This is a genomic window from Rhodococcus sp. PvR044 (assembly GCF_040548995.1).
Classification (GTDB): domain Bacteria; phylum Actinomycetota; class Actinomycetes; order Mycobacteriales; family Mycobacteriaceae; genus Rhodococcus_G; species Rhodococcus_G oryzae.
This window is the reverse complement of sequence record NZ_JBEPSX010000010.1, coordinates 20,251-43,760: the sequence shown is the minus strand read 5'-3', so window position 1 is coordinate 43,760 and position 23,510 is coordinate 20,251. Positions and strand designations below refer to the sequence as shown.

The following is a 23,510-nucleotide window of genomic DNA, read 5'->3' as shown; positions in this document are numbered from 1 at the left end:
GTCGGGTCAGTGAATGTCAGGCGATCGCCCTGCGAATTCCGAGTTCTGCGCTCGCGGTGGCACGGGGGCGTGGCTACTGTCCCCGCCATGCACGTCTTGTTCGTCTGCAACGGCAACGTGTGCCGCTCGGCCATCGCCGAGCGCCTCGCAATCGCCATTGCCGCGGAGCTGGAACCCGCCGCGCCCGGTGCGATGCTCAGCGCGGAGAGCGCGGGGACCAGGGCGCTGGTCGGGTTCCCGATGGAGCCGGTCGCGGCCGACGTGCTCCGCGGGCTGGGCGGCGATCCGTCGGGCTTCGTCGCCCGTCGGTTGCGGCCCGAGCTGATCGAACGGGCCGATCTCGTGTTGGCGATGTCGGAGTCCGTGCGCGACGAGGTGGTGCGACAGCTGCCGGAGGCCGCGGATCGGAGCTTCACGCTGCCGGAGGCGCACCGCATCGTGTGGCTGACCGGGGCGCGGACCGTGTACGAGATCGCCGCGGGCCGCGACGACGTCCGGCCCGGCGGCGAGTCGATCAGCGATCCGGTGGGTTTGCGCCGGGAGGCGTTCGAGCGGGTGGGGGAGGAGATCGCGGAGGCGCTGCTGCAGGTGATCCCCGCCCTGCACGCCGGCGGGGTGCCGGAGGTCGCGTGACGGGCGGGGTCGCCTGGAGCCGGGTCACCCGGTGACGCGCTCCCGGGTGCTCGAGCCGTCGATCGGCAGGCCGGCGGACTCCCAGTCCGCGATGCCCTCACGGTACTTGCGCACGTTCGTGTAGCCGAGTTCGCGGAGCCGGTTGGCCACGATCTCGCTGTTGCGGCACGAGGTGTTCGCGCAGTAGGTCACGATCGCCGCATTTCGGTCCGGAAGGACCTGCGCTGCTGTGGATTCCACGTCGGCCTCGATGAGGTTCAGCGCGCCGCGAATGTGTGCCTTGTCGTAGTGGTCGACGGGGAGCGTGTCGAGGAGCACCACGGAGTCGTCGCGGAGCGCGGCGGCCAGTTCGTCGCGCGAGATCAGCTCGGTCATCGTGTCACCTTCCATCGGGTCGCCCGCACTCATGTGCGTGCGTACGCACATTTAATATCAATGTGCGTACGCACGCAACTGATGGGGTGGATCCGGTTAGACTGCCCCGGTGGCAGCGACACGGAATTCCAGGAGGCGTCACCTGGAGACGAGCGCGTGGGGCGCGCTCCTGCAGGTCCATGCGCGGCTGGTTCCCGAGCTCGACGGCGACCTGAAACGCACGACCGGGTTGCCGCTGGCCTGGTACGACGTGCTGCTCGAACTGGCGGGAGCGAGCGGCACCGCGCTACGCATGAGCGACCTCGGGGAGCGGGTGGTGCTCAGTCGTACCCGCGTCAGCCGCCTGGTCGCCGAGATGGAGACCCACGGGCTCGTACAGCGGGACGCGAATCCGGACGATCGAAGGTCGGCGTTCGTGACGATCACCGACGCAGGCAGGCGCCGATACCGTGAGGCCGCGCCGATCTACCTGCGCGGCATCGCGGAGCGCTTCGCGGACAGGCTGGACGACGAGGAACTCCGCGCGATCACGGCTGTGTTGCAGAAGGTCCTCGAGCCGGCAGCCGCCACCGACGACCGAGCCGGGTCCCGGCCGACCTGACCGCCGGTACCCGCCGAATCGGTGGTCGCGGCGCCACCCGTGGACGCCGCGACCACATCCGGTCAGGCTCCGAAGCGTTCCTCGACCTCGGCGGCGGTGAGCCCGAACTCCTCGAGGGTGTACTTGTGGGCGGGCCGCCGGTCACCGGACCGGCTCTCCTCGTGCATCGCCTCCATCGCCTGCTGGGCCTGCGTCGTCAGCGGGAGGTCGAAGCGGGTGTAGATCCCCTCGACGGTGCCGAGCGGGTCGGCGACGAAATCCTGGTAGTCGACGTCGATGAACTGGGCCGGATCGTGCTGGGCCCGTGCGGCGTTGAACTGCTCGAGTCCGCGCGCCCACAGCTCGAGCTGGCTACGGCCGATCACCTCGCCCGTGAACTTGTTGGACCAGCCGGCGGTCGCCTGCTCGGCCAGGCTGCACACGGACGGGATGATCGTGCTCGGCGCGCGGTGGGTCTGCACGATCAGCGCATCGGGGTACACCGCGAGCAGCTCGTCGAGCGCGAACAGGTGGCTCGGGTTCTTCAGCACCCACCGGCGGTCCCGATCCGGCAGGCCGATCAGCTGCAGGTTCTTCTTGTGCCGCGCATAGGCATTGGTCCAGTCCTGCCCCTCGAGCCACTTCGAGTAGGTCGGCAGGTTGGCCAGGCACTCGTAGGACACCGACTTGAAGGTCTGGCGCAGCAGCTGCCAGCACTCCTCGACCTCGGCGGCCGACATGTAGTGCACGCCCATGAACTCGGGGTGCTCGATGTGGTGCTTGCTGAACTGGGCCTCGATGCCCTGGAAGACCGGGTTCGACTCCCAGGTCTCGCGCGGCGGACGCGGCTGCGGCATCTCGGTCAGCCACATCTCCAGGCCCTGGTGCGCGGGATCGACGGTCAGCAGCCGGTGCAGCGCGGTGGTGCCGGTCCTGGGCAACCCGGTCACGAAGATCGGCCGCTCGATCGGCACGTCGGCGTGCTCGGGGTGCTGCTTCCACGCGGCCTCGCTGAGCAGTCGCGCGACCAGGGCCCCGCGCAGGAAGACGCGAGAGATCTTGCTGCCGAACGGCGTCAGGTCCTCGTCGCTCGCGTAGGAGTCGAGCAGGACTCCGAGCGCCTCGGTGTAGTCGTCGGTGCCGAAGTCGGTCAGGCCGGTCATCCGGGTGGCCGAGGCGTGCAAATCCTCGACGGTCCCGACGGTGGTGCGTTCAGTCATGGTGCTTCGGTGGCCCTTCGCCTAGTGGTGGAACTCGCCGCAGTTGACGTCGAGGCACTGGCCGGTGATGGCGCTGGCCATCGAGGAGGCCAGGAAGATCACGGCGTCCGCGATCTCCTCCGTCTCCGGCAGCCGCTTGAGGTCGGTGGCCGCCGCGGTGTGCTCGTAGATCTGCTCGACGGTGATCCCGAACTTCTTCGCCTGGTGCTCGAAGTACTGCTTGAGGGTGTCGCCCCAGATGTAGCCGGGCGCGACCGAGTTGATCCGAATCCCCTTGGGGCCCAGCTCGGTGGCGAGCGATTGCGACATCGCCAGCAGGGCGGACTTGGCCATCTTGTAGCTGCCGTAGCGTTCCTGCGAGTGGCGCAGCACCATCGAGTTGATGTTCACCACCGCGCCCTTGCTCTCCTCGAGGGCGGGGGTGAACAGCTGGGTCAGCCGCAACGCGCCGAGCACGGTCAGTTCGATGCTGTCGCGGATGTGCTGGTAGTCGGTGCGCGCGAGCGGCTTCATCGACGGAACCGAGAATGCGTTGTTCACCAGGACGTCCACCTTGCCGTAGGCGTCGACGCTAGCGGCGACCAGGCCCTCGGCGGAGGCCTGGTCGGTGATGTCGGTTTGCACCGTGACCGCGCGCCTGCCGAGGTCGGTGACCTCCTTGGCCACCTCGTCGAGCCGGGACTGGGTGCGGGCGGCCAGCACCAGGTCGGCCCCGGCGGCGGCGCACCGCAGCGCGAGGGTGCGGCCGAGCGCGGGTCCGACACCCGAGATCACAACGACTTTGTCCTGCAAGAGATTTGTCATGGTCGTACTACCCCAGCATCCGGTTGGCGACGGCGGCCTGGCGCGCGGCGATGCGGGCGGTCCAGTCCTCCGGCGTGATCTTGTTCTGTTCGTGGAAGGGCAGTTTCGCGGCGACCTCGTCGATGCCGACCACCTCGACGGTGGGGCCGTCGGCCGGGGTGAACTCCCGTGAGGTGCGCTGCCAGCGGAACTGCAGGATGCCTCGTGGGTGGCCGACGGTCTCGATCCAGTTGGTGACGCCGGGATTGCGCTCTGAGACCACCATGCGGATCATGCCGTCCGGGTCTGCCTGCGCCTGGGTGTTGTTCAGCGAGGTCTGGTGTCCTGTGTAGTCCAGCGAGATGTACCACATGCTCCCGAGCTGGAAGCCCTGGTAGGGCGCATCGGACTTCGGGACGGTGATGATCATCGCCTGGCCGTCGGCGAGTTCGTAGTGCCCGACCGAGGAGAACTGGGTGGCCAGGCCGCCCGGCGTCAGCCGCGGCTCGGTCATCGTGTTGACCGGCAGCTTGAGGTAGAACCACTCCGGGAACTGCAGCCACGTCTTGACGCGGCTGACCAGGGCCTTGCCGGCGCGGGCGAAGCGCTTCGCCGTCTCCTCGGGCGTCAGCGGGTCGAACGGGACGCCCCTGCGGTCCACGCGCTCGACGCGGATGGTGCCCCGGCGCTGGGACCAGTCGCTGTAGACCTCACGCACCACCAGCTGTGACGCGCCCGGCGCGAGCGTGAAGTGGTTGCGGCGCCCGGCGTTCTTCTCGGCCCATGCCCCGCCCGCGGGCCCGAACCGGACCTCGAAGTTGCCGTCGGCGTCGATGTCGATGTCCCGGTCGTCGAACGCCGATGCGCTGCCGGGCACGTTGGAGTCGGTGTAGTTGCCACTGAGCACCTGGAAGCTGAGGTCGCAGGTGGTGCCCCGGGTTCCGGTCACGACGTACTCGGCGTCGTCGTTGACGCGGGTGCCGAAGTACAGGGTGTCGGGGTTGTCGAGGCCCATCTTCGTGTACGGACCGGTGCCCTGGATGAAGCCCGGATGCGTCTTCTCGGTGGCCCACGCGGCGTGCACGGTGGCCAGGATCCCGCCCGCGAGGTACTGGTAGCCCTCGAGCAGGTCCTGTTCGGACCGGATGTGTGGGGCGGCCTCGACCAGCTTCTCGGCCTCGGCGATGGCCTCGGCCAGGGGTTCTGTCAGCACTCCCGCTCCTCGCGTTCAAGTGGTACAAATATGTACCTAGGTGGTAGACCGGTGATGGTCCGACAATAGAACGTGTTCTAAGGAGTGGTCAATGGCTGAGGAGCAGGACACCGTCGCCGGGCGTCGCTCGCCCCCGACCGAGCGGGTGGTGCAGGTCCTCGACTACCTGGTCGCCCGCCAGGAACAGCGCTTCGGCCTGTCCGAGCTGGCCCGCGCGCTCTCGATCAGCAAGCCGACCTGCCTGGGGATCCTCTCCGCCCTGGTCTCCGGTGGATATCTCACCCGCGATCCGGCGTCGAAGACCTATGGGCTCGGCCCCGCGCTGATCGCCGCCGGGCGGGCGGCGCAGCGGGGCTTCGCGGTCGGCCCGATCGCGCGCACGCACCTCGACCGCCTCGCCGCCGAGTTCGGGGCCGTCTGCACGGCGTCCGCCGTGGTGGGTGACCGGATCATGATCCTCGAGGTGGCCACGCCTGCTGGGATGAAGGGCGGACGGACCGCCGTCAAGGTCGGGCAGGCGTACCCGTTCGCGCCCCCGGTGGGGCTCATGTACGTGCTGTGGAGCGCCGACGACGACCTGAAGGCGTGGCTGAGTCGCGAACCGACGCTGCCGGTGGTGCTCGATCGCGACCTGTTGCGCGAGGTCGTCGAGGACTGCCGCGATGCGGGCTACCTCGTCGAACGGCTGACCCCGATGGGGCGCAGGCTCTTCTCGCTGATGCAGGGCGTCGCCGGGCAGGACCTGCCGTCCGAGATCCGCGAGCTGCTCGGCGAGATGGTCTCGAGCCTGGGTGAGCGGGTGTATCTGGGGCGCGAGCTCGCCGCCGACGCGGAGTATCCCGTGAGCCTGATCGCCGCGCCCGCCTACGACGCCGACGGGCACCAGTCGCTGGTCCTCACCCTGGACGTGGGCTCGTCGATCAGCGGCGCCGAGATCGAACGTCGCGGAAAGGCCCTAGCGGCGGCGGCCGACGCGGTGACGGCGGAGGTGGGTGGGAGATGGCCGGACCGGCGCGCGGATCCGGGTCCGGCGTCGATCGGCGGGGGGATTGACCCGACCTAGAACACGTTCTATTGTCGGCTCAGACTTCAATTTCGAACCGCCCCGGTACAAAAATGTACCGATGGCTCGGACCCCGATCCAGTCGAGGAGCCGCACGTGACAACCCGACACGCACCACCCGCCTACGAGCTGTCCCACCTGGGCGCGCTCGAGGCGGAGGCGGTGCACATCTTCCGTGAGGTGGCCGCCACCTTCGAGCGCCCCGTCCTGTTGTTCTCCGGAGGCAAGGACTCGGTGGTGATGCTGCACGTCGCCGCCAAGGCCTTCTGGCCCGCGCCGCTGCCCTTCGCGGTGATGCACGTCGACACCGGCCACAACTTCGACGAGGTAATCGAATTCCGGGACCACGTGGTCGAGGAGTTCGGCCTCCGCCTCGTGGTCTCGCGGGTGCAGGACGACATCGACGCGGGCCGCGTCACCGAGGAGCAGGGGCCCCGCGCCAGCCGCAACCGGCTGCAGACGCACGCGTTGCTGCGCGGCATCCGCGACAACGAGTTCGACGCGGTCTTCGGCGGTGCCCGCCGCGACGAGGAGAAGGCGCGCGCCAAGGAGCGGGTTTTCAGCTTCCGCGACGAGTTCGGGCAGTGGGATCCGCGCGCGCAGCGGCCCGAGCTGTGGAACCTCTACAACGGCAAGCATCGCAAGGGCGAGCACATCCGGGTGTTCCCGCTGTCGAACTGGACCGAACTCGACATCTGGCAGTACATCCTCGAGGAGCAGATCGAGCTGCCCGCCATCTACTACGCACATCGCCGCCAGGTGGTGCCGCGCGACGGAATGCTGCTGGCGCACACCAGGTTCCTGACGCTGCTCCCGGGGGAGGAGCCGTACGAGGAGCTCGTCCGGTTCCGGACCGTCGGCGACGCCACCTGCACCGGATGCGTGGAGTCCTCGGCGGCCACCCCGGCCGCCGTCGTCACCGAGGTGGCGGCCAGTCGCATCACCGAGCGCGGGGCCACCCGCGCCGACGACCGGATCTCCGAGGCCGGGATGGAAGACCGCAAGAAGGAGGGGTACTTCTGATGTCGCAGTCCCACCACGCCCTGCAGCTGCTTCGCGTCGCCACCGCGGGCAGCGTCGACGACGGCAAGTCGACCCTGATCGGGCGGCTGCTCTACGACTCCAAGTCGATCTTCGAGGATCAGCTCGAGGCGGTCGAGCGCAGCAGCCGCGAGCGCGGCGACGAGTACGCCAACCTCGCCCTGCTCACCGACGGGCTGCGCGCCGAGCGGGAACAGGGCATCACCATCGACGTCGCGCACCGCTACTTCGCGACCCCGCACCGCAAGTTCATCATCGCCGACACCCCCGGTCACGAGCAGTACACCCGCAACATGGTCACCGGGGCCTCCACCGCGGACCTCGCGTTGATCCTGGTCGACGCGCGCAAGGGCGTGCTGGAGCAGACCCGCAGGCATGCCTTCCTGTCCACCCTGCTCGGGATCCCGCACCTGGTGCTGTGCGTGAACAAGATGGACCTGGTCGACTGGTCGCAGGAGCGCTTCGAGGAGATCAAGGAGGAGTTCCGGCAGTTCGCGATCAAGCTCGACGTGCACGACCTGACGTTCATCCCCGTCTCCGCGCTCAAGGGCGACAACATCGTCACCCGCACCGAGAACATGCCCTGGTACGAGGGCTCGTCGCTGCTGCACCACCTCGAGGACGTGCACATCGCCTCGGACCGCAATCTCATCGACGCGCGGTTCCCGGTGCAGTACGTGATCCGGCCGCAGCGTCAGACCGACGCCGAGCTGCACGACTTCCGCGGCTACGCGGGCACCGTCGCCAGCGGCGTGTTCAAGCCCGGCGACGAGGTCGTCGTGCTGCCCTCGGGCTTCACCTCCACGGTCGAGGCCATCTTCGGTCCAGGCGGCACCGTGATCGAGGAGGCGTTCGCGCCGTCCGCGGTGACGATCTCGCTGGCTGACAACCTGGATGTCAGCCGCGGCGACGTGCTCTGCAGGCCGAACAACCGCCCGCAGGTCGGCCAGGAGATCGACGCGATGGTCTGTTGGCTCACCGAACAGTCCTCGCTCTCCGAGAACGCCCGGTACACCCTGCTGCACACCACCAAGTCCACCAAGGCGCAGGTGGTCCGGCTCGACTACCGGCTCGACGTCAACACCCTGCACCGGGACGAAGTCGCGCAGTCGTTGTCGCTCAACGAGATCGGCCGGATCCAGCTGAAGACACAGCAGCCGCTGCTGTTCGACCCGTACCGTCGCAGCCGGGTGACCGGCAGCTTCATCCTGGTCGACGAGTCGACCGGCAACACCGTCGCGGCCGGCATGATCCTCGGGCCCACGCTCAAGGAGTCGAAGGTCGTCTGGCACGCCGCGTCGGTCTCCCGTGCCGAGCGCGCCACCAAGGGCGCGACGGTGTGGCTGACCGGGCTGTCCGCGTCCGGGAAGTCCACGGTCGCCGTCGAACTCGAGCGACGGCTGGTGGCCTCCGGCGTGCCCGCCTACCGACTGGACGGGGACAACCTGCGGCACGGGCTCAATTCCGACCTGGGCTTCGGTGCCGCGGACCGGGCCGAGAACGTCCGGCGGGTGGGCGAGGTCGCCCAGCTGCTCGCGGATGCGGGGATGGTCGCGGTCGCCTCGCTGATCAGTCCGTATCGCGAGGACCGGGATCGGGTGCGGGCCCAGCACATCGCGGCAGGCCTGCCGTTCATCGAGGTGTTCATCGACACCCCGATCGAGCAGTGCGAGGCCCGCGACCCGAAGGGCATGTACGCCAAGGCGAGGGCGGGCGAGATCACCGGCTTCACCGGAGTCGACGACCCGTACGAGGCGCCGACCGACGCCGAACTGGTGCTGCGACCCGAGGACGGCGATCCCGTCGCCCAGGCCGCCACGATCATGGAGTATCTGAACCTATGACGACCGATGCCGCGCTCGCCGGCGAACTGGCCACCCGTGCGGGCGAACTCCTCCTGGAGCTGAGGAACCGCGAGCTGGGCGAGGCCCCGCTCGAGAAGACGCAGGCGCGTGAGCTCGGGCGCAGGGGCGACAAGGAGGCGAACACGCTGCTGCTGGGGCTGCTCGGGGAGCGGCGTCCGGGCGACGCCGTGCTGTCCGAGGAGTCCGCGGATGACCGTGCCCGCCTGGACAATCCGCGGGTGTGGATCATCGATCCGCTGGACGGCTCGCGGGAGTACGGTCTGCCGGGACGTCCGGACTGGGCCGTGCACGTCGCGCTGTGGGAACGCGGCGCGGGGATCACGGCGGCCGCCGTCGCCCAGCCCGCGCTTGGTGAGGTCTACGTGAGCGGGTCGGCACGACCGGCGGACCCGGCGGGGCGGGCCCGCCCCCGTCTCGAGTCGACGACGCGGCCGCGGCCGCGAATAGTGGTCAGCGACAGCCGCCCTCCCGAATTCATCGGGGCGCTCGCCGAGCGGGTCGGCGCCGACGTCGCGCCGATGGGCTCGGCCGGTGCCAAGGCGATGGCGGTGCTGCGCGGCGAGGCCGATGCCTATGTGCACGCCGGTGGCCAGTGGGAGTGGGATTCGGCGGCCCCCGTCGGGGTCGCGCAGGCGGCCGGTCTGCACTGCTCGCGGATCGACGGGACACCGCTGGTCTACAACGAGGCGCACCCCTACCTGCCGGACCTCGTCATCTGCAGGCCCGAGCTGGCCCGGCCGCTGCTGGACGGGATCGCCGCGCTGACCGGTGCGCCCGCCGACAGTCCCCGGGTGGCGATGGCGCGCGAGTACCTCAGCAGCCTGGTCACCCACGACGCGAGCAAGGTGCGGCTGGCGGCGGACTGCTTCCGGGTCGAGAACGGCCAGCGGACGGGCGATTCCGGGCCGGAGATCGTCGCCGAGCTGGAGCACGGCGACCAGTACAAGCCGATCACCGGCATCCGGGACCTGGAGTTCCGGGAATGGGGGCCGAACGTGGTGGCCCGCTTCCTGCTCGACATGGGTGCGGGCGAGCACGTCATCACCGTCGCGATCACCGAGCACTTCTCGGTGCCGGGCGGGGAGATCGAGTCGATCCTGGCGATCATCGAGCCGCACCCGGCGGCCGGGTGACGGCGGCGTGAAGGTCTTCACCGGAGCGGATCCGCGGATGGGGCTCGGCGACGTCGGCGCCTACGCCCGGCGGGTCGAGGCCGCGGGCTACGACGGCATGCACGTCTCGGAGACGGTGCACGATCCGTTCCTGCTCGCGCTGATCGCGTTGCAGAGCACCTCCCGGATCGTGGTGCGGACGTCGGTCGCGCTGGCCTTCGTCCGCAGCCCGCTGCTCACCGCGTACACGGCATGGGACCTGGCGAGGATGTCCGGCGGCCGGTTCCACCTCGGCCTCGGCAGTCAGATCAGGCAGAACATCGAGCAGCGGTACGCGATGCCCTGGGCCGAGCCTGCGGCGCGGATGGCGGAGTACGTCCACGTGGTCCGGGCGGCGTTCGAGACGTTCCGGACCGGGACGCTGACGCCGTTCGAGGGCGAGCACTATGGCTTCACCCGGATGCAGCCGTACTTCAATCCGCACGACGCGACCGACGCCGAGACGCCCTGCCCGCCGATCTACCTGGGCGGGGTCGGCCGCCGGATGTGCACCGTGGCGGGGGAGGTGGCGGACGGGCTGATCACGCACCCCACCGGCTCGAGCCCGTCGTTCCTGGAGCAGGACGTCCGGCCGGCGCTGGCGGCAGGCGCGGCGGCCGCGGGCCGGAACCCGGCCGACTGCGAGCTGGTCGCGGGGTTCCAGGTGATCACCGGCGAGACGCAGGCCGACCTCGACGCCGAGCGCGAGCGGCACCGGCGCCAGTTCGCCTTCCTGTACTCGACCCCGGAGTACCGCCGCGAGCTCGAACGCTGCGGCCTCGGCGATCTGCGCGAACCACTGGCCCGGATGGTCCGGGCGAACGACTGGGGCCGGCTCGGGGAACTGGTCACCGACGAGGTGCTCGACGCGATGCTGCCGTCGGCCAGCTACGGGGAGCTGCCCGAGCTGATCCACGAGCGGATCGGCGGGCTCGCCGACGCGGTCACCCTGCCGCTGCCCGCGGATCCGGCGCGCGACCGCGCTATGGCCGATGTGGTGCGGCGACTGCGCGATCTGGACTGAGCGGACCGCACGTGCGGCGCTGAGGAATGCGCATGCGCGGCGAGTGTTCCATCCATCGGGCGGATGCTGGTCCGGGTGTTCCGATGCAGCCTAGCCTCGGGGGCAATCGAACTCAGGACGGAGATGGTCATGGAATCGGCCCAGCAGGTGTTCAACGGCAAGGTCGCGGTCATCACCGGTGCCTCGAGCGGGATCGGCGCGGGCCTCGCGCGGCACGCCGCGGGTCTCGGCATGCGGGTGGTGCTGGCCGATGTCGACGCGGAGCGGACCGAGTCGCTCCGGGCGGAGCTCACCGCGCAGGGCGCCGAGGCGGAGGCCGTGGTGACCGACGTCGCCGACCCGGCCGCGGTCGAGGCGCTGGCCGAGCGGGCCTGGCGGCGATTCGGTGGGGTGGACATGCTGGTCAACAACGCCGGGATCATGGCGTTCGGGTACTCCTGGGAGATCCCGGCGGAGCGCTGGGACGCCATGCTCCGCGTCAACATCGGCGGGTACGTCAACGGCCTGCGCGCCTTCGTGCCGCGGATGCTCGATGCCGGGACCCCGGCGTGGGTGGTCAACGTGTCCTCGGTCGGGGGCCTGCTGCCCAGCCCGCTCATGACCCCGTACAGCGTCACCAAGTTCGGCGTGCTGGCGCTCACCGAGAGCCTGCACTACGAGATGCAGATGAAGAAGGCACAGATCCGGGTGTCCGTGGTGACGCCGGGGCACGTCAAGAGCGACATCTTCCGGGCCGCGCGCCCCGGTGCGGACACCCCGCCCGAGGTGCAGGGCTTCCAGCAGTGGCTCCAGAACGACGCGGACGAGCACGGACTCACCCCGGACGAGCATGCGGAGCGGGTGTTCGCCCAGGTCGCCGAGGGGCAGTACTGGGTGGTGCCCCAGCCCGAGGCCCTCGATCCGGCGCTGCAGCCCCGCACCGACATGATCCTGGGCCGGGTCACTCCGGTGGTGCAGTTCGGCGGCTGACCCCCCGCGGCTCCGGTCGCACCCGGCCCGGTCCGCGCCTGGGGTGCTGCTGTGGACCGGGCCGGGGTTCTGCCGCGACGGATGCGAAGCCAGCACCTGTGGGGCGCTCCGCTGCGGACGGCCCCCGAGGCGCTGGGGGCCATGGTCGCCGTGCAGGCACAGGAGTACGCCTACGCGAAATGGTCTCTGGCGCAACGAACCCGGACCGTCGTCGATGCTGACGTCCGGGACGACTACGCGCGTGGCAGGATCCTGCGCACCCACCTGCTGCGACCGACCTGGCATTTCGTCACCCCGGACGACGCGAACTGGCTGCTGGAGCTGACGGCACCGCGGGTGCAGGTGGTCAACGGCCACCACCTGCGCTCGCTCGACCTCGACGAGGGCACGCTCGCGAGGACCGGCGAGCTGATCGCGGAGGCGGTCGAGGGCGGAAACCACCTCACCCGCAGGCAGATCGGCGCGATGCTGCAGGCCGCGGGCGTCGGGGCAGACGGGATGCGGCTGGGCTACATCCTGATGGCCGCCGAGCTGCACCGGGTGGTGATCAGCGGCGTGCCCAGCGGCAGGCAGCACACCTACGCGGCGTTCGGTGAGCGGGTGCCTGCGAGCGAGCCGCTGGACCGCGACGCGGCGCTGGCGCGGCTGGCCCGCCGGTACTTCGCCACCAGGGGACCGGCCACGGTCCGCGATCTCGCACGATGGTCGGGCCTGACGCTCGCCGACTGTCGGACGGGGCTCGACGCCGTCGCGGACGAGTTCCGGGTGGCCGAGGTGGAGGGGCGGTCGCTCTGGTACCCGCCAAGGCAGGACGCGGCACCACGGCCGCCCGTCGTGGACCTCGTCCAGGGCTACGACGAGTGCATCATGTCGTACAGCGACACCAAGGACTACCTCGCGGATCCCGACCTGGCCGGGCGCGGCGCGCCTGCCCACGTGCATGCGGTCCTCGTCGACGGCCTCGTGGTCGGGCACTGGAAGCACACGCTCTCCGCCCGGTCCGCCACCATCGACCTGGCGCTACACCGGACGCTGTCGGCGCCGGAGACGGCGGCACTGGACGCGGAGATCCAGCGGTACGGGGAGTTCCTGGAATTGCAGCGTGAGAAGGTTTCGGCACACGAACACCACCAACCGAAGGGGAACCCATGAATCCGGAGTCCATCGTCACCGAGTTCTGCGCGCTCTGGGCGCAGGCCGATCCCGATGCGATCGTCGAGTATTTCGCGGAAGACGCCGTTTACCACAACATCCCGATGGAACCGGTGGTCGGGAAGTCCGCGATCAAGGACTTCATCACGGGCTTCATCGGTTCGTTCGGCGGCATCGCGTTCAACGTGCACCACCAGGTGGCCAACGGCTCGATAGTGATGAACGAGCGCACCGATGTGTTCGCCATCAACGGCAAGCAGATCGACCTGCCGGTGGTAGGGGTCTTCGAGATCGCGCCGGACGGCAAGATCGTGGCCTGGCGGGACTATTTCGACATGACGCCGCTGACGGCGCTCGGCAACTAGCCGACGGGGCCGCATTGCGCTCACATTCTGTGCGCGCAATGGCGGTTTCCGCGCTTTCGCGCCACACAGTGTGAAGAGAGTCCGCTGATCGCGGCTGAGAAATTGCACCGATCCATCGATGGTTCTTGGTGATGGTGGTGCCCCCGGCAGGATTCGAACCTGCGGCCTTTCGCTCCGGAGGCGAACGCTCTATCCCCTGAGCTACGGGGGCCCGCCGAAACTTCCGGCGTGCCATTGGGCGGGGTTAGCGTAACCCACGATTGGCCGGATCCATATTTGGACCCCCCGGTTGGGTAAAGTGCCTGGTACGCACCCGGTGTCCGCCACGAATACCGAAGGGCTCGTCGATGGCCGATCAGTATTACCCCGATGCCGAACTCGACCTGGACCTGCGCTGGTGGGCCGCCGCCAACTACCTGACGGTCGCCCAGATCTACCTGCGGGACAACGCATTGCTGCGAGAGCCGCTACGCGCCGAGCACATCAAGCCGCGGCTGCTCGGACACTGGGGGACCAGTCCAGGCCTGTCCGCGATCTACGCCGTGCTCAACCGGCACATCCGCCGCACCGACGCGAACTGGCTGTACGTCACCGGTCCGGGCCACGGCGGCCCGGCGCTGGTGGCGGCGACCTACCTCGAGGGCACCTACTCGCAGATCTATCCGCAGGTCAGCGCGGATGCGGCCGGGATCGAGCGGCTGTGTCGGCAGTTCTCGGCGCCGGGCGGGGTGCCGAGCCACGTGAGCGTGCAGACCCCGGGCAGCATCCACGAGGGCGGCGAACTCGGCTACGCGCTCGCGCACGCAGCCGGAGCCGCGTTCGACCGGCCCGACCTGCTGGTCGCGTGCGTGATCGGGGACGGGGAGGCCGAGACGGGCCCGATGTCCGCCTCCTGGAAGCTGCCCGCCTTCCTCAATGCGCGCCGGGACGGGGCGGTGTTGCCGATCTTGCACCTGAACGGCGCGAAGATCGCCGGACCGACGGTCCTCGGGCGCAGCGCCGACACCGATGTCGCCGCCTACCTCTCCGGTCAGGGGTGGGCGCCCGTTTTCGTCGACGGCGACGACCCTAGGCTCGTGTTCCGCGCGCTGGCGGCCGCTGTCGATGCCGCGCACGAGTCGATCACCGCGATCCAACGGGCGGCCCGCGCCGGTACCGCCTCCGCCGACACGCCCCGGTGGCCGGCGATCGTGCTGCGCACCCCGAAGGGCTGGACCGGTCCGCACACCGTCGACGGCGTGCTGGTCGAGGGCACGCACCGGGCCCATCAGGTGCCGCTGTCGGCGGTGCGCACCAACCCCGCCCATCTCGCGCAGCTCGAGCGATGGATGCGGTCCTACCGACCGGACCGGCTCTTCGACGAGAACGGCACGCTGGCAGCCGAACTCGCGGCTCTCGCGCCCGCGGGGGACAAGCGGATGGGCTCCACCCCGTACGCGAACGGCGGGCGGCTGCGCCGGGCGCTGCCGGTCCCGCCACTAGAGCGCTACGCCCTCGACGTGCCCGCACCGGGGACGACATTCCACGAGACCACCCGGGTGCTCGGCGAGATGCTCCGCGACATCTACGCCGAGGGCACCCGGTCCGACGGCGGTGGCGACTTCCGGCTCTTCTGCCCGGACGAGACCGCCAGCAACCGGCTCGGCGCGGTGTTCGAGACGACGGACCGCTGCTGGCAACTGTCCGTCACCGACCACGACGACGGGCTCGGCCCGGACGGCCGGGTGATGGAGGTCCTCAGCGAGCACCTGTGCCAGGGCTGGTTGGAGGGATACCTGCTGGCGGGCGGGCACGGGATATTTGCGAGCTACGAGGCGTTCGCGATGGTCAGCGTCTCGATGCTGATCCAGCACGCCAAGTGGCTCCAACACGCGCGGACGCTGCCCTGGCGGGAACCCGTCTCCTCGTTGAACGTGCTCCTCACCAGCACCTGCTGGCGCAACGATCACAACGGTTTCAGCCACCAGGGCCCGGGCATGATCGACGCGGCCATCCCGTTGTCGCCCGAGGTGGTCCGGATCTGGTTGCCGCCGGACTCGAACACGCTGCTCTCGATCGCCGACCACTGCCTGCGCAGCACCGACCACGTCAACCTGATCGTCGTCGACAAGCAGCCGCACCTGCAGTACCTGAGCCTCGAGGAGGCCGATCGGCACTGCGCCGCAGGCGCTTCGGTGTGGCGGTGGGCGGGGACCGAGGAAGACGGGGCAGGCAGGCCGGACGAGCCGGACGTCGTGCTGGCGGCGGCCGGGGACGTGCCGACCCAGGAGATCCTGGCAGCGGCCGAGCTGCTGCGGGTCTGGGTGCCCTACCTGCGGGTGCGGGTGGTCAACGTCGTCGACCTGATGGCGCTGATGCCCCAGGACGTGCATCCGCACGGGTTCACGGACGAGAGCTTCGCCGAACTGTTCACCGAGGACACCGACGTGGTGTTCGCCTTCCACGGGTACTCGCGTGCGGTCCACCAATTGCTGCACGGCCGACCGAACGCGGACCGCTTCCACGTCCGTGGGTTCAACGAGCAGGGCACGACCACCACGCCGTTCGACATGGTGGTGCTCAACCGGATGAGCCGATACGACCTGGTGCTCGAGGCGCTGCGCCGCGCCCGCCGGGTGCCCCAGCGGGGCGACGAGCTCGCGCGGTACTGCCGGGCTCAGCTCGAGCGGCACCCCGACTATGTCATCGCGCACCTCGAGGACATGCCCGAGGTGCGCGACTGGACATGGGGTACGACCGCCCCCGCCGAGCCCACGACGCGTTGACCGTTGGCTCGGCGGACGGTCAGTTCATCGGCAGGGGAGCCGCGCCCTTCTCCTGGAGCATCGCGGTGATCCGGTCCGCCTCGCTCTGCTGGGTGTCGACCATGGTCTGAGCCAGCATCTGGACGGTCGGAACCTCCGCATGCTGTGCGCCGTACTCCATCATCGGCAGGCCGCCCTGGTGATGACGCAGCATCAGCTGCAGGTAGAGGACGTCGGCGGCCGGACCGCGGGCCTGCCGCAGCGCGGCCATGTCCTCGGAGCTGGCCATACCAGGCATCGCGCCCGTCGACGCGGGCGCTCCGGCCTCGGAGGTCATCGTGCCCATGTCGTGGCCGGATTCCGCGTGACCGTGCCCGTCCCCACCGTGCCCGGATTCGTCCGAGTTCATCCAGGTCATGTAGTCGCCGGTCGGGAGCAGCGGCTGATTCCACAGCGACAGCCAGCCGGTCATCTGCCCGATCTGGTTCTGCTGGGTGGTCAGGATGTCGTACGCGAGGTCGCGGACCATCGGATCGGTGGCGTTTGCGATCGCGATCGCCGACATCTCCACGGCCTGGTTGTGGTGCACGGTCATGTCCTGCGCGAACCCGACGTCCACCGAGCCCGCACCCGGGTTGTCGGCGCCGCCGTCACGCAGCGGCAGGCTCGCCAGGAACCCGATGGCGAACCCGATCGCGACGGCGGCGATCAGGCCGAGCACGGCGAGGGCGGTGCGCTGACTGCGCTTGCCGCCGTCCCGTGCCTGCTCGGGTGCTTGCTGCTCGACTGCGTTCTGGTCGGCTCCGGTCTGATCAGTCATGTCAGCCAGCCGGCGCCGGTGCCGGGGCCTCGGGGACGGCGGGCGGGACCTGGAGGTCCGACAGCTGCATGCCACCGGGCAGTCCGCCGGGCGCTCCGCCGGTGCCCAGCTCGCCCTGATCCTGTGCCAGGCCCTCACCGTTCATCGGCACCGCGTCGGGGCCGGGTGCCGAGCCGTCGAACGCAGGCGGGTTGTCCGGGTCGAACGCGCCAGGGATGGTCGAGCAGCTGGCGCCGACCTCGGGGTAGACCCCGAAGTTGTTCAGGCGCAGCGCGGCGATGAACTGGCCGATCCGCGGGTCGCTGGCGTCGTCCAGCTTGAGCTGGTGCCCCCAGCTCTGCAGGGAGATCGGGGAGTCGAGGCCCGGGTACGGCGACATCAGCATGTAGGACTTGCCGTCGACCCGGTCCGCGAGCGCGTCACGCTGGTCGTCGGAGACCTTGTCCGGGTTGTAGGCGATCCACACCGCGCCGTGTTCGAGCGAGTGCACGGCGTTCTCCGTGCGGATCGCGTTCGGGTACACGATGCCGGTGCAGGTGGCCCACGTCGCGTCGTGCGGGCCGCCGTACGGCGGGGTCTGGTCGTAGGCCACCCGCTGCGTCGCGCTCACGTGCAGCGCCGGGGGGTACTCGTTCCGGACGACACCGTCGATCTCGATCGAGGGGTCCTTGTTCTCGGAGCTCGGCGCGAACTTGTCGGCCTCGGCCTTGTCCTGGTACTTCGGGAACAGATTCACCGCGAGCACGCCGATCAGGGCAAGCACGGCAATCACCGCACCGATGGTCAGCCAGGGGATGTTGCGTTGCTTGGGGAGCCCGGCCTTGGGCTTGGCGCCGCCGGCACTCTTGTTGGCGGCTTTGATGGCCTTGGCTGACTTGGCGCCCGAGTTCTTGGCGCCGCGATTTTCCGAACCGCTTGGCATCGGTGAGTGCTCTTTCGGTGGTGGGACAGTCACAGGGCGGCGGTGGGGTCCCGCCGGGGCCCCACTCTACGTTCAGTGCCTGAGCGCAGGCCGCGAACGGCCAGACCATAGGATAGATACCTGTGACTCCTGCCGACCTTGCCGAACTGCTCCGAGGGACCGCCGCGAAGGTCCTCGCCGAGCGTGGGCTCGACGCGAGCGTCCTCCCGGCGACGCTCGCCGTCGAACGCCCCCGCAACCCCGAGCACGGGGACTACGCCAGCAACGTGGCCATGCAGGTCGGCAAGAAGGCGGGCGCCAATCCGCGCGATCTGGCGACCTGGCTGGCCGACGCGCTGACCGCCACCGACGGCATCGAGACCGTCGAGGTGGCAGGTCCGGGATTCCTCAACATCCGGCTGGCCGCGGCCGCACAGGGCGTCATCGTCGCGAACGCCATCGCCGCCGGAGAGGCCTTCGGTTCGTCCAAGGCGCTGGCAGGTAAGCGGATCAACCTCGAGTTCGTCTCCGCGAACCCGACCGGCCCGATCCACCTCGGCGGCACCAGGTGGGCCGCGGTCGGCGACGCGCTCGGACGCATCCTCGCCGCCCAGGGCGCTGCGGTCACCCGTGAGTACTACTTCAACGACCACGGCGCCCAGATCGACCGGTTCGCGCGGTCGCTGATCGCCGCGGCCAACGGCGACCCGGCGCCCGAGGACGGCTACGCGGGGGCGTACATCTCCGACATCGCTGCGGAGGTCGTCCGGCAGCGGCCGGACGCGCTCGCGCTGCCCGCCGACGAGCGTCAGGAGACGTTCCGGTCCATCGGTGTGGCGCTGATGTTCGACCACATCAAGAAGACCCTGCACGAGTTCGGCACCGACTTCGACGTGTACTTCCACGAGAACTCGCTCTTCGAGTCCGGTGCCGTCGAGACGGCGGTGGCGACCCTCAAGGCGTCCGGGAACCTCTACGAGGAGGACGGCGCCTGGTGGCTCAAGAGCACCGACTTCGGTGACGACAAGGACCGGGTCGTCATCAAGAGCGATGGCAACGCCGCGTACATCGCGGGCGACATCGCCTACTTCCAGGACAAGCGTTCGCGCGGCTTCGACCTGTGCATCTACATGCTCGGGGCCGACCACCACGGCTACATCGGCAGGCTCAAGGCCGCCGCCGCCGCGTTCGGCGACGACCCGGACACCGTCGAGGTGCTGATCGGTCAGATGGTGAACCTGGTCCGCGACGGCGTCGCGGTGAAGATGAGCAAGAGGGCGGGCACCGTCATCACCCTCGACGACCTGGTCGAGGCGATCGGCGTCGATGCCGCCCGGTACGCGATGATCCGGTCCTCCGTGGATTCGAGCCTGGACATCGATCTCGAGCTGTGGACCAGCACCACCAGCGAGAACCCCGTCTACTACGTGCAGTATGCGCACGCCCGGCTCGCCTCGCTGGGCCGCAACGCGGCCGAGCTGGGCATCTCCACCGAGAACCCGAAGCTGGAACTGCTCACCCACGACCGGGAGGGCGACCTCATCCGGACCATCGGCGAGTACCCGCGGGTGGTGGCCGCGGCGGCCGAGCTGCGGGAGCCGCACCGGATCGCCCGGTACATGGAGGAGCTGGCCGGCACCTACCACCGCTTCTACACCGACTGCCGGGTGCTCCCGCAGGGCGACGAGCCCGCGGGCGATCTGCACACGGCCCGCCTGGCCCTGTGCGCGGCGACCCGCCAGGTCCTCGCCAACGGCCTCGCCGTGCTCGGCGTCAGCGCACCGGAGCGAATGTGAGCGCGCATCCGGCGGGACCCAAGCACGCCGAGATCCCGCACGCGCCCGGACTGCCGCCGCGGCCGGAGTCCGCGGCCGAGCTGACCGCACTGCCCGCCGCGGTCTGGCCCCGCAACGCCGCCCGCGGCGAGGACGGCGTGGTCCGGCTGGCCGGGGTGGCTGTCACCGAGCTGGCGGAGCAGTACGGCACGCCGCTGTTCGTCATCGACGAGGACGACTTCCGGTCCCGGTGCCGTGACATGGCCCGTGCCTTCGGCCCCGCCGGCAAGGTGCACTACGCCTCGAAGGCGTTCCTCTGCGGTGAGGTCGCCCGCTGGGTCGCCGAGGAGGGACTGTCGCTGGACATCTGCTCCGGCGGCGAGCTGGCAATCGCGCTGCACGCGAACTTCCCGGCCGAGCGAATTGCCATGCACGGCAACAACAAGTCCGTCGCCGAGCTCGAGGCCGGGGTGGCCGCGGGTGTCGGGCACATCGTGCTCGACTCGACCCAGGAGATCGATCGGCTGGACCGCGTCGCCGGTGCGCACGGCGTGGTGCAGGACGTGCTGATCCGCGTCACGGTCGGCGTAGAGGCGCACACCCACGAGTTCATCGCAACCGCTCACGAGGACCAGAAGTTCGGGTTCTCGCTCTCGGACGGATCGGCACTGGACGCCGTCCGCCGCGTGTTCGCCACCGAGAACCTGCGGCTGGTAGGGCTGCACAGCCACATCGGCTCGCAGATCTTCGAGGTCGACGGGTTCGAGCTCGCCGCGCACCGCGTGATCGGGCTGCTCCGCACCATCGTCGCCGAGTTCGGGGTGGACAAGTCCTCGCAGATCTCGATCGTCGATCTCGGCGGCGGGATGGGGATCTCGTACCTCGCGACCGACGACCCGCCGCCGGTGGACGACCTGGCGGCCAAGCTCGCGCACATCGTCGCCACCGAGTCGGCGCTCGCCGGACTGCCGGTGCCGACCCTCGCGGTCGAGCCGGGCCGGGCGATCGCGGGACCGGGCACCGTGACCCTGTACGAGGTCGGTACGGTCAAGGATGTTCGCTTGGGTGCCAACGCAACCCGGCGATACATCAGCGTGGACGGCGGGATGAGCGATAACATCCGCACGTCGCTGTATCAGGCCGAGTACGACTCGCGTCTGGTCTCGCGCGACAGCGTGGCCGACCCGGTCGTCGCCCGCGTGGTGGGGAAGCACTGCGAGAGTGGCGACATCGTCATCCGGGACGCCTGGATGCCGGAGGACGTCAACGCGGGAGATCTGCTCGCGGTCGCCGCCACTGGCGCATACTGCTATTCGATGTCCAGCCGCTACAACCTGCTCACCCGGCCTGCCGTGGTCGCGGTGCGTGACGGTCAGTCCCGACTGATCTTGCGCAGGGAAACAGTGGAAGATCTGCTCAGCTTGGAGGTACAGCAACATGACTGAACCGAGTGGCAATGCCGCGATCGGTGTGGCGGTCCTCGGCCTCGGCAACGTGGGCAGTGAGGTCGTGCGAATTCTGCGCGAGCACGCCCGCGAGCTCGAGGCGCGGGTCGGCGCACCGGTGGTGCTGCGCGGCATCGCGGTGCGCCGGATCGAGGGTGACCGCGGGGTTCCGGCCGAGTTGCTGACGACCGACGCGGACTCTCTGGTCACGCGCGCGGACGTGGACATCGTCGTCGAGGTGATCGGCGGTATCGAGGTGCCGCGCAAGCTCATCCTCGCCGCCCTCAACTCGGGCAAGTCGGTGGTCACCGCGAACAAGGCGCTGCTGGCCGACTACACCGGCGAGCTCGCCGAGGCGGCCGAGAACAAGAGCGTCGATCTGTACTTCGAGGCCGCGGTCGCGGGCGCGATCCCGGTGATCCGCCCGCTGACCCAGTCGCTCGCGGGCGACCGGGTCAACAAGGTCGCCGGAATCGTCAACGGCACCACCAACTTCATCCTCTCCGCGATGGACGAGACCGGCGCCGATTACGCCGACACGCTCGCCGAGGCGGGCCGGCTCGGCTATGCCGAGGCCGATCCGACCGCGGACGTGGAGGGCTACGACGCCGCGGCGAAGGCCGCGATCCTCGCGTCGATCGCGTTCCACACCCGGGTCACCGCCGCCGACGTGTACCGCGAGGGCATCTCGAAGATCTCCTCGGCGGACCTCGAGGCGGCCAAGTCGCTGAACTGCACGGTCAAGCTGCTCTCGATCTGTGAGCGGATCAACGGCGCGGACGGCTCCGAGCGGATCTCGGCCCGGGTCTACCCGGCGCTCGTCCCGCTCGATCACCCGCTCGCCTCGGTGAACGGCGCGTTCAACGCGGTCGTGGTCGAGGCCGAGGCCGCGGGACGGCTCATGTTCTACGGACAGGGCGCCGGTGGCTCGCCGACCGCCTCGGCCGTGATGGGCGACCTCGTGATGGCGGCCCGGAACCGGGTGCACGGCGGCCGCGGTCCCCGTGAGTCGAAGTACGCGGACCTCAAGATCGCGCCGATCGGCGAGATCCCCACCCGTTACTACGTCAACATGCAGGTCGCGGACCGTGCGGGCGTGCTGTCGGCGGTCGCGGCGGAGTTCGCCAAGCACGACGTCAGCATCTCGACGGTCCGTCAGGAGGGCATGGGCAACGGCGCCGGGCTGATCGTGGTCACCCATCTGGCGACCGACGCGGCCCTGTCCGAAACCGTTGCGGCCCTCGGCAAGCTCGAGTTCGTGACCGCGGTCACCAGTGTTCTCCGATTGGAAGGTTCCAGTGAATAGCCCCCGCCTGCACACTCCCGTTCACACCCCCTGGCCGGGGCTGATCGAGGCGTACCGCGATCGACTCGCCATCGGGCCGAACTGGAAGACGATCACGCTGCGCGAGGGCGGCACCCCGCTGCTGCCCGCCGCCCACCTGTCCGAGATCACCGGTTGCGAGGTCCACCTCAAGGTCGAGGGTCTCAACCCCACCGGGTCGTTCAAGGACCGCGGCATGACCATGGCCGTCACCGACGCGCTCGCGCGGGGCCAGAAGGCCGTGCTGTGCGCCTCGACGGGCAACACCTCGGCGTCGGCCGCGGCCTACGCGGCCGTCGCGGGCATGACCTGTGCGGTGCTGGTGCCGCAGGGCAAGATCGCGATGGGCAAGCTCGCCCAGGCCGTCATGCACGGCGCGAAGATCATCCAGGTCGAGGGCAACTTCGACGACTGTCTCGAGCTGGCCCGCAAGACCACCGCGGAGTTCCCGACCATCGGTCTGGTGAACTCGGTCAACCCGGTGCGCATCGAGGGGCAGAAGACCGCGGCGTTCGAGATCTGCGACGCGCTGGGCAAGGCGCCCGACATCCACGCCCTCCCGGTCGGCAACGCGGGCAACATCACCGCGTACTGGCGTGGGTACTCGGAGTACTACGCGGACGGGATCACCTCGGTTCGCCCGCGCATGCTCGGCGTGCAGGCGGCGGGCGCGGCTCCGCTGGTGCACGGCGCCCCGGTCAAGGACCCGGAGACCATCGCCACCGCCATCCGGATCGGCTCGCCCGCGTCCTGGGACGGTGCCGTCGCGGCCAAGGAGGAGTCGAACGGCGTCTTCCGCGCCGCCACCGACGAGGAGATCCTCGAGGCCTACCGGCTCATCGCCCGCACCGAGGGCGTGTTCGTCGAGCCCGCGTCGGCGGCGTCGGTGGCCGGCCTGCTCGCCGCGCACAAGGAGGGCTGGCTGGACGCCGGGCAGACCGTGGTGTGCACCGTGACCGGTAACGGACTCAAGGATCCCGACACCGCGCTCGCGGGAATGCCTGCTGTGCAGCCGATCCCGGTCGATCCGGTGGCGGTTGCCGCGGCGCTCGAGCTCGTCTAGTGGT

21 protein-coding genes and 1 tRNA gene are annotated in these 23,510 nt (G+C 69.7%); 15 read left to right on the top strand and 7 right to left on the bottom strand.

Annotated features, from left to right (window positions below):
* Nucleotides 1-87 precede the first annotated feature (87 nt).
* A complete protein-coding gene (locus ABIC28_RS21115; RefSeq protein WP_097213707.1) occupies nucleotides 88-633 on the top strand; it encodes an arsenate reductase/protein-tyrosine-phosphatase family protein in 546 nt (181 codons plus the stop codon).
* Between the two features lie 24 nt (nucleotides 634-657).
* Here the strand turns inward: ABIC28_RS21115 and ABIC28_RS21110 are convergent, their stop codons facing one another.
* A complete protein-coding gene (locus tag ABIC28_RS21110) occupies nucleotides 658-1,008 on the bottom strand; it encodes a rhodanese-like domain-containing protein (RefSeq protein ID WP_097213771.1) in 351 nt (116 codons plus the stop codon).
* A 109-nt stretch (nucleotides 1,009-1,117) separates the two neighbouring features.
* On the opposite strand from ABIC28_RS21110, the gene ABIC28_RS21105 reads away from it, so the two are divergent.
* Entirely contained in the window at nucleotides 1,118-1,609 is a 492-nt protein-coding gene (locus ABIC28_RS21105) for a MarR family winged helix-turn-helix transcriptional regulator (RefSeq protein WP_097213706.1), read from the top strand.
* A 62-nt stretch (nucleotides 1,610-1,671) separates the two neighbouring features.
* On the opposite strand, the gene ABIC28_RS21100 is transcribed toward ABIC28_RS21105, so the two are convergent.
* From ABIC28_RS21100 to ABIC28_RS21090, 3 genes are read right to left on the bottom strand one after another with little or no spacing between them, the layout of a single operon-like run.
* On the bottom strand, nucleotides 1,672-2,808 hold the full coding sequence (locus tag ABIC28_RS21100; RefSeq protein WP_097213705.1) for a sulfotransferase family protein: 1,137 nt from the start codon (nucleotides 2,806-2,808) through the stop codon (nucleotides 1,672-1,674).
* Between the two features lie 21 nt (nucleotides 2,809-2,829).
* Nucleotides 2,830-3,612, bottom strand: a complete 783-nt coding sequence (locus ABIC28_RS21095; RefSeq protein WP_097213704.1) for an SDR family oxidoreductase — start codon at nucleotides 3,610-3,612, stop codon at nucleotides 2,830-2,832.
* A gap of 7 nt (nucleotides 3,613-3,619) precedes the next feature.
* On the bottom strand, nucleotides 3,620-4,804 hold the full coding sequence (locus tag ABIC28_RS21090) for a hypothetical protein (RefSeq protein WP_097213703.1): 1,185 nt from the start codon (nucleotides 4,802-4,804) through the stop codon (nucleotides 3,620-3,622).
* Between the two features lie 91 nt (nucleotides 4,805-4,895).
* Here ABIC28_RS21090 and ABIC28_RS21085 point away from each other — a divergent pair, with 91 nt between their 5' ends.
* The 8 genes from ABIC28_RS21085 to ABIC28_RS21050 all read left to right on the top strand — a co-directional run bounded on the left by ABIC28_RS21085 (nucleotide 4,896) and on the right by ABIC28_RS21050 (nucleotide 13,434).
* A complete protein-coding gene (locus tag ABIC28_RS21085) occupies nucleotides 4,896-5,867 on the top strand; it encodes an IclR family transcriptional regulator (RefSeq protein ID WP_209926995.1) in 972 nt (323 codons plus the stop codon).
* A 96-nt stretch (nucleotides 5,868-5,963) separates the two neighbouring features.
* Nucleotides 5,964-6,890 (top strand): sulfate adenylyltransferase subunit CysD, encoded by a 927-nt coding sequence (gene cysD / locus ABIC28_RS21080; RefSeq protein ID WP_209926993.1) that lies wholly within the window; start codon nucleotides 5,964-5,966, stop codon nucleotides 6,888-6,890.
* The gene (gene cysN / locus ABIC28_RS21075) at nucleotides 6,890-8,752 is read left to right on the top strand and encodes a sulfate adenylyltransferase subunit CysN (RefSeq protein WP_209926991.1); all 1,863 of its coding nucleotides are present in this window, start codon (nucleotides 6,890-6,892) and stop codon (nucleotides 8,750-8,752) included. Before cysD ends, cysN begins: the two co-directional genes overlap by 1 nt.
* A complete protein-coding gene (locus ABIC28_RS21070; RefSeq protein WP_209926989.1) occupies nucleotides 8,749-9,906 on the top strand; it encodes a 3'(2'),5'-bisphosphate nucleotidase CysQ in 1,158 nt (385 codons plus the stop codon). The genes cysN and ABIC28_RS21070 overlap by 4 nt, the downstream gene beginning before the upstream one ends.
* Nucleotides 9,907-9,913: 7 nt before the next feature.
* Entirely contained in the window at nucleotides 9,914-10,948 is a 1,035-nt protein-coding gene (locus ABIC28_RS21065; RefSeq protein WP_209926987.1) for a TIGR03617 family F420-dependent LLM class oxidoreductase, read from the top strand.
* A 129-nt stretch (nucleotides 10,949-11,077) separates the two neighbouring features.
* Nucleotides 11,078-11,917 carry an SDR family NAD(P)-dependent oxidoreductase gene (locus ABIC28_RS21060; RefSeq protein ID WP_097213697.1) on the top strand — a complete coding sequence of 280 codons (840 nt, stop codon included), beginning with the start codon at nucleotides 11,078-11,080 and terminating at the stop codon, nucleotides 11,915-11,917.
* 81 nt (nucleotides 11,918-11,998) lie between these two features.
* Entirely contained in the window at nucleotides 11,999-13,069 is a 1,071-nt protein-coding gene (locus ABIC28_RS21055; RefSeq protein ID WP_209926985.1) for a winged helix DNA-binding domain-containing protein, read from the top strand.
* A complete protein-coding gene (locus ABIC28_RS21050; protein WP_097213695.1) occupies nucleotides 13,066-13,434 on the top strand; it encodes a nuclear transport factor 2 family protein in 369 nt (122 codons plus the stop codon). The genes ABIC28_RS21055 and ABIC28_RS21050 overlap by 4 nt, the downstream gene beginning before the upstream one ends.
* Nucleotides 13,435-13,569: 135 nt before the next feature.
* On the opposite strand, the gene ABIC28_RS21045 is transcribed toward ABIC28_RS21050, so the two are convergent.
* Nucleotides 13,570-13,645 (bottom strand) — tRNA-Arg (locus tag ABIC28_RS21045).
* Between the two features lie 136 nt (nucleotides 13,646-13,781).
* On the opposite strand from ABIC28_RS21045, the gene ABIC28_RS21040 reads away from it, so the two are divergent.
* Nucleotides 13,782-16,199, top strand: a complete 2,418-nt coding sequence (locus tag ABIC28_RS21040; protein WP_354580674.1) for a phosphoketolase family protein — start codon at nucleotides 13,782-13,784, stop codon at nucleotides 16,197-16,199.
* Between the two features lie 19 nt (nucleotides 16,200-16,218).
* Here the strand turns inward: ABIC28_RS21040 and ABIC28_RS21035 are convergent, their stop codons facing one another.
* Complete coding sequence (locus ABIC28_RS21035) at nucleotides 16,219-16,998, bottom strand: DUF305 domain-containing protein (RefSeq protein ID WP_209926981.1); 780 nt, start codon at nucleotides 16,996-16,998, stop codon at nucleotides 16,219-16,221.
* Between the two features lies 1 nt (nucleotide 16,999).
* On the bottom strand, nucleotides 17,000-17,920 hold the full coding sequence (locus ABIC28_RS21030) for a thioredoxin-like domain-containing protein (RefSeq protein ID WP_097213692.1): 921 nt from the start codon (nucleotides 17,918-17,920) through the stop codon (nucleotides 17,000-17,002).
* 122 nt (nucleotides 17,921-18,042) lie between these two features.
* Between ABIC28_RS21030 and argS the strand changes: the two genes are divergently transcribed.
* Genes argS through thrC form a run of 4 tightly spaced genes read left to right on the top strand, consistent with a single transcriptional unit; the run spans nucleotide 18,043 to nucleotide 23,506 of the window.
* A complete protein-coding gene (gene argS / locus ABIC28_RS21025) occupies nucleotides 18,043-19,695 on the top strand; it encodes an arginine--tRNA ligase (protein WP_209926979.1) in 1,653 nt (550 codons plus the stop codon).
* Nucleotides 19,692-21,119, top strand: a complete 1,428-nt coding sequence (gene lysA / locus ABIC28_RS21020; protein ID WP_097213690.1) for a diaminopimelate decarboxylase — start codon at nucleotides 19,692-19,694, stop codon at nucleotides 21,117-21,119. The genes argS and lysA overlap by 4 nt, the downstream gene beginning before the upstream one ends.
* A complete protein-coding gene (locus tag ABIC28_RS21015; protein WP_097213689.1) occupies nucleotides 21,112-22,425 on the top strand; it encodes a homoserine dehydrogenase in 1,314 nt (437 codons plus the stop codon). The genes lysA and ABIC28_RS21015 overlap by 8 nt, the downstream gene beginning before the upstream one ends.
* Nucleotides 22,418-23,506, top strand: a complete 1,089-nt coding sequence (gene thrC / locus ABIC28_RS21010) for a threonine synthase (RefSeq protein ID WP_077042250.1) — start codon at nucleotides 22,418-22,420, stop codon at nucleotides 23,504-23,506. Before ABIC28_RS21015 ends, thrC begins: the two co-directional genes overlap by 8 nt.
* Nucleotides 23,507-23,510 lie beyond the last annotated feature (4 nt).

What these genes read in the sequence shown, in the direction of transcription:
- ABIC28_RS21115 (WP_097213707.1), top strand. Translation starts at nt 88, where the DNA reads ATGCACGTCTTGTTCGTCTGCAACGGCAACGTGTGCCGCTCGGCCATC.
- ABIC28_RS21110 (WP_097213771.1), bottom strand. Translation starts at nt 1,008, where the DNA reads ATGACCGAGCTGATCTCGCGCGACGAACTGGCCGCCGCGCTCCGCGAC.
- ABIC28_RS21100 (WP_097213705.1), bottom strand. Translation starts at nt 2,808, where the DNA reads ATGACTGAACGCACCACCGTCGGGACCGTCGAGGATTTGCACGCCTCG.
- ABIC28_RS21095 (WP_097213704.1), bottom strand. Translation starts at nt 3,612, where the DNA reads ATGACAAATCTCTTGCAGGACAAAGTCGTTGTGATCTCGGGTGTCGGA.
- ABIC28_RS21085 (WP_209926995.1), top strand. Translation starts at nt 4,896, where the DNA reads ATGGCTGAGGAGCAGGACACCGTCGCCGGGCGTCGCTCGCCCCCGACC.
- cysN (WP_209926991.1), top strand. Translation starts at nt 6,890, where the DNA reads ATGTCGCAGTCCCACCACGCCCTGCAGCTGCTTCGCGTCGCCACCGCG.
- ABIC28_RS21070 (WP_209926989.1), top strand. Translation starts at nt 8,749, where the DNA reads ATGACGACCGATGCCGCGCTCGCCGGCGAACTGGCCACCCGTGCGGGC.
- ABIC28_RS21060 (WP_097213697.1), top strand. Translation starts at nt 11,078, where the DNA reads ATGGAATCGGCCCAGCAGGTGTTCAACGGCAAGGTCGCGGTCATCACC.
- ABIC28_RS21055 (WP_209926985.1), top strand. Translation starts at nt 11,999, where the DNA reads ATGCGAAGCCAGCACCTGTGGGGCGCTCCGCTGCGGACGGCCCCCGAG.
- ABIC28_RS21050 (WP_097213695.1), top strand. Translation starts at nt 13,066, where the DNA reads ATGAATCCGGAGTCCATCGTCACCGAGTTCTGCGCGCTCTGGGCGCAG.
- ABIC28_RS21040 (WP_354580674.1), top strand. Translation starts at nt 13,782, where the DNA reads ATGGCCGATCAGTATTACCCCGATGCCGAACTCGACCTGGACCTGCGC.
- ABIC28_RS21035 (WP_209926981.1), bottom strand. Translation starts at nt 16,998, where the DNA reads ATGACTGATCAGACCGGAGCCGACCAGAACGCAGTCGAGCAGCAAGCA.
- ABIC28_RS21030 (WP_097213692.1), bottom strand. Translation starts at nt 17,920, where the DNA reads ATGCCAAGCGGTTCGGAAAATCGCGGCGCCAAGAACTCGGGCGCCAAG.
- ABIC28_RS21015 (WP_097213689.1), top strand. Translation starts at nt 21,112, where the DNA reads ATGACTGAACCGAGTGGCAATGCCGCGATCGGTGTGGCGGTCCTCGGC.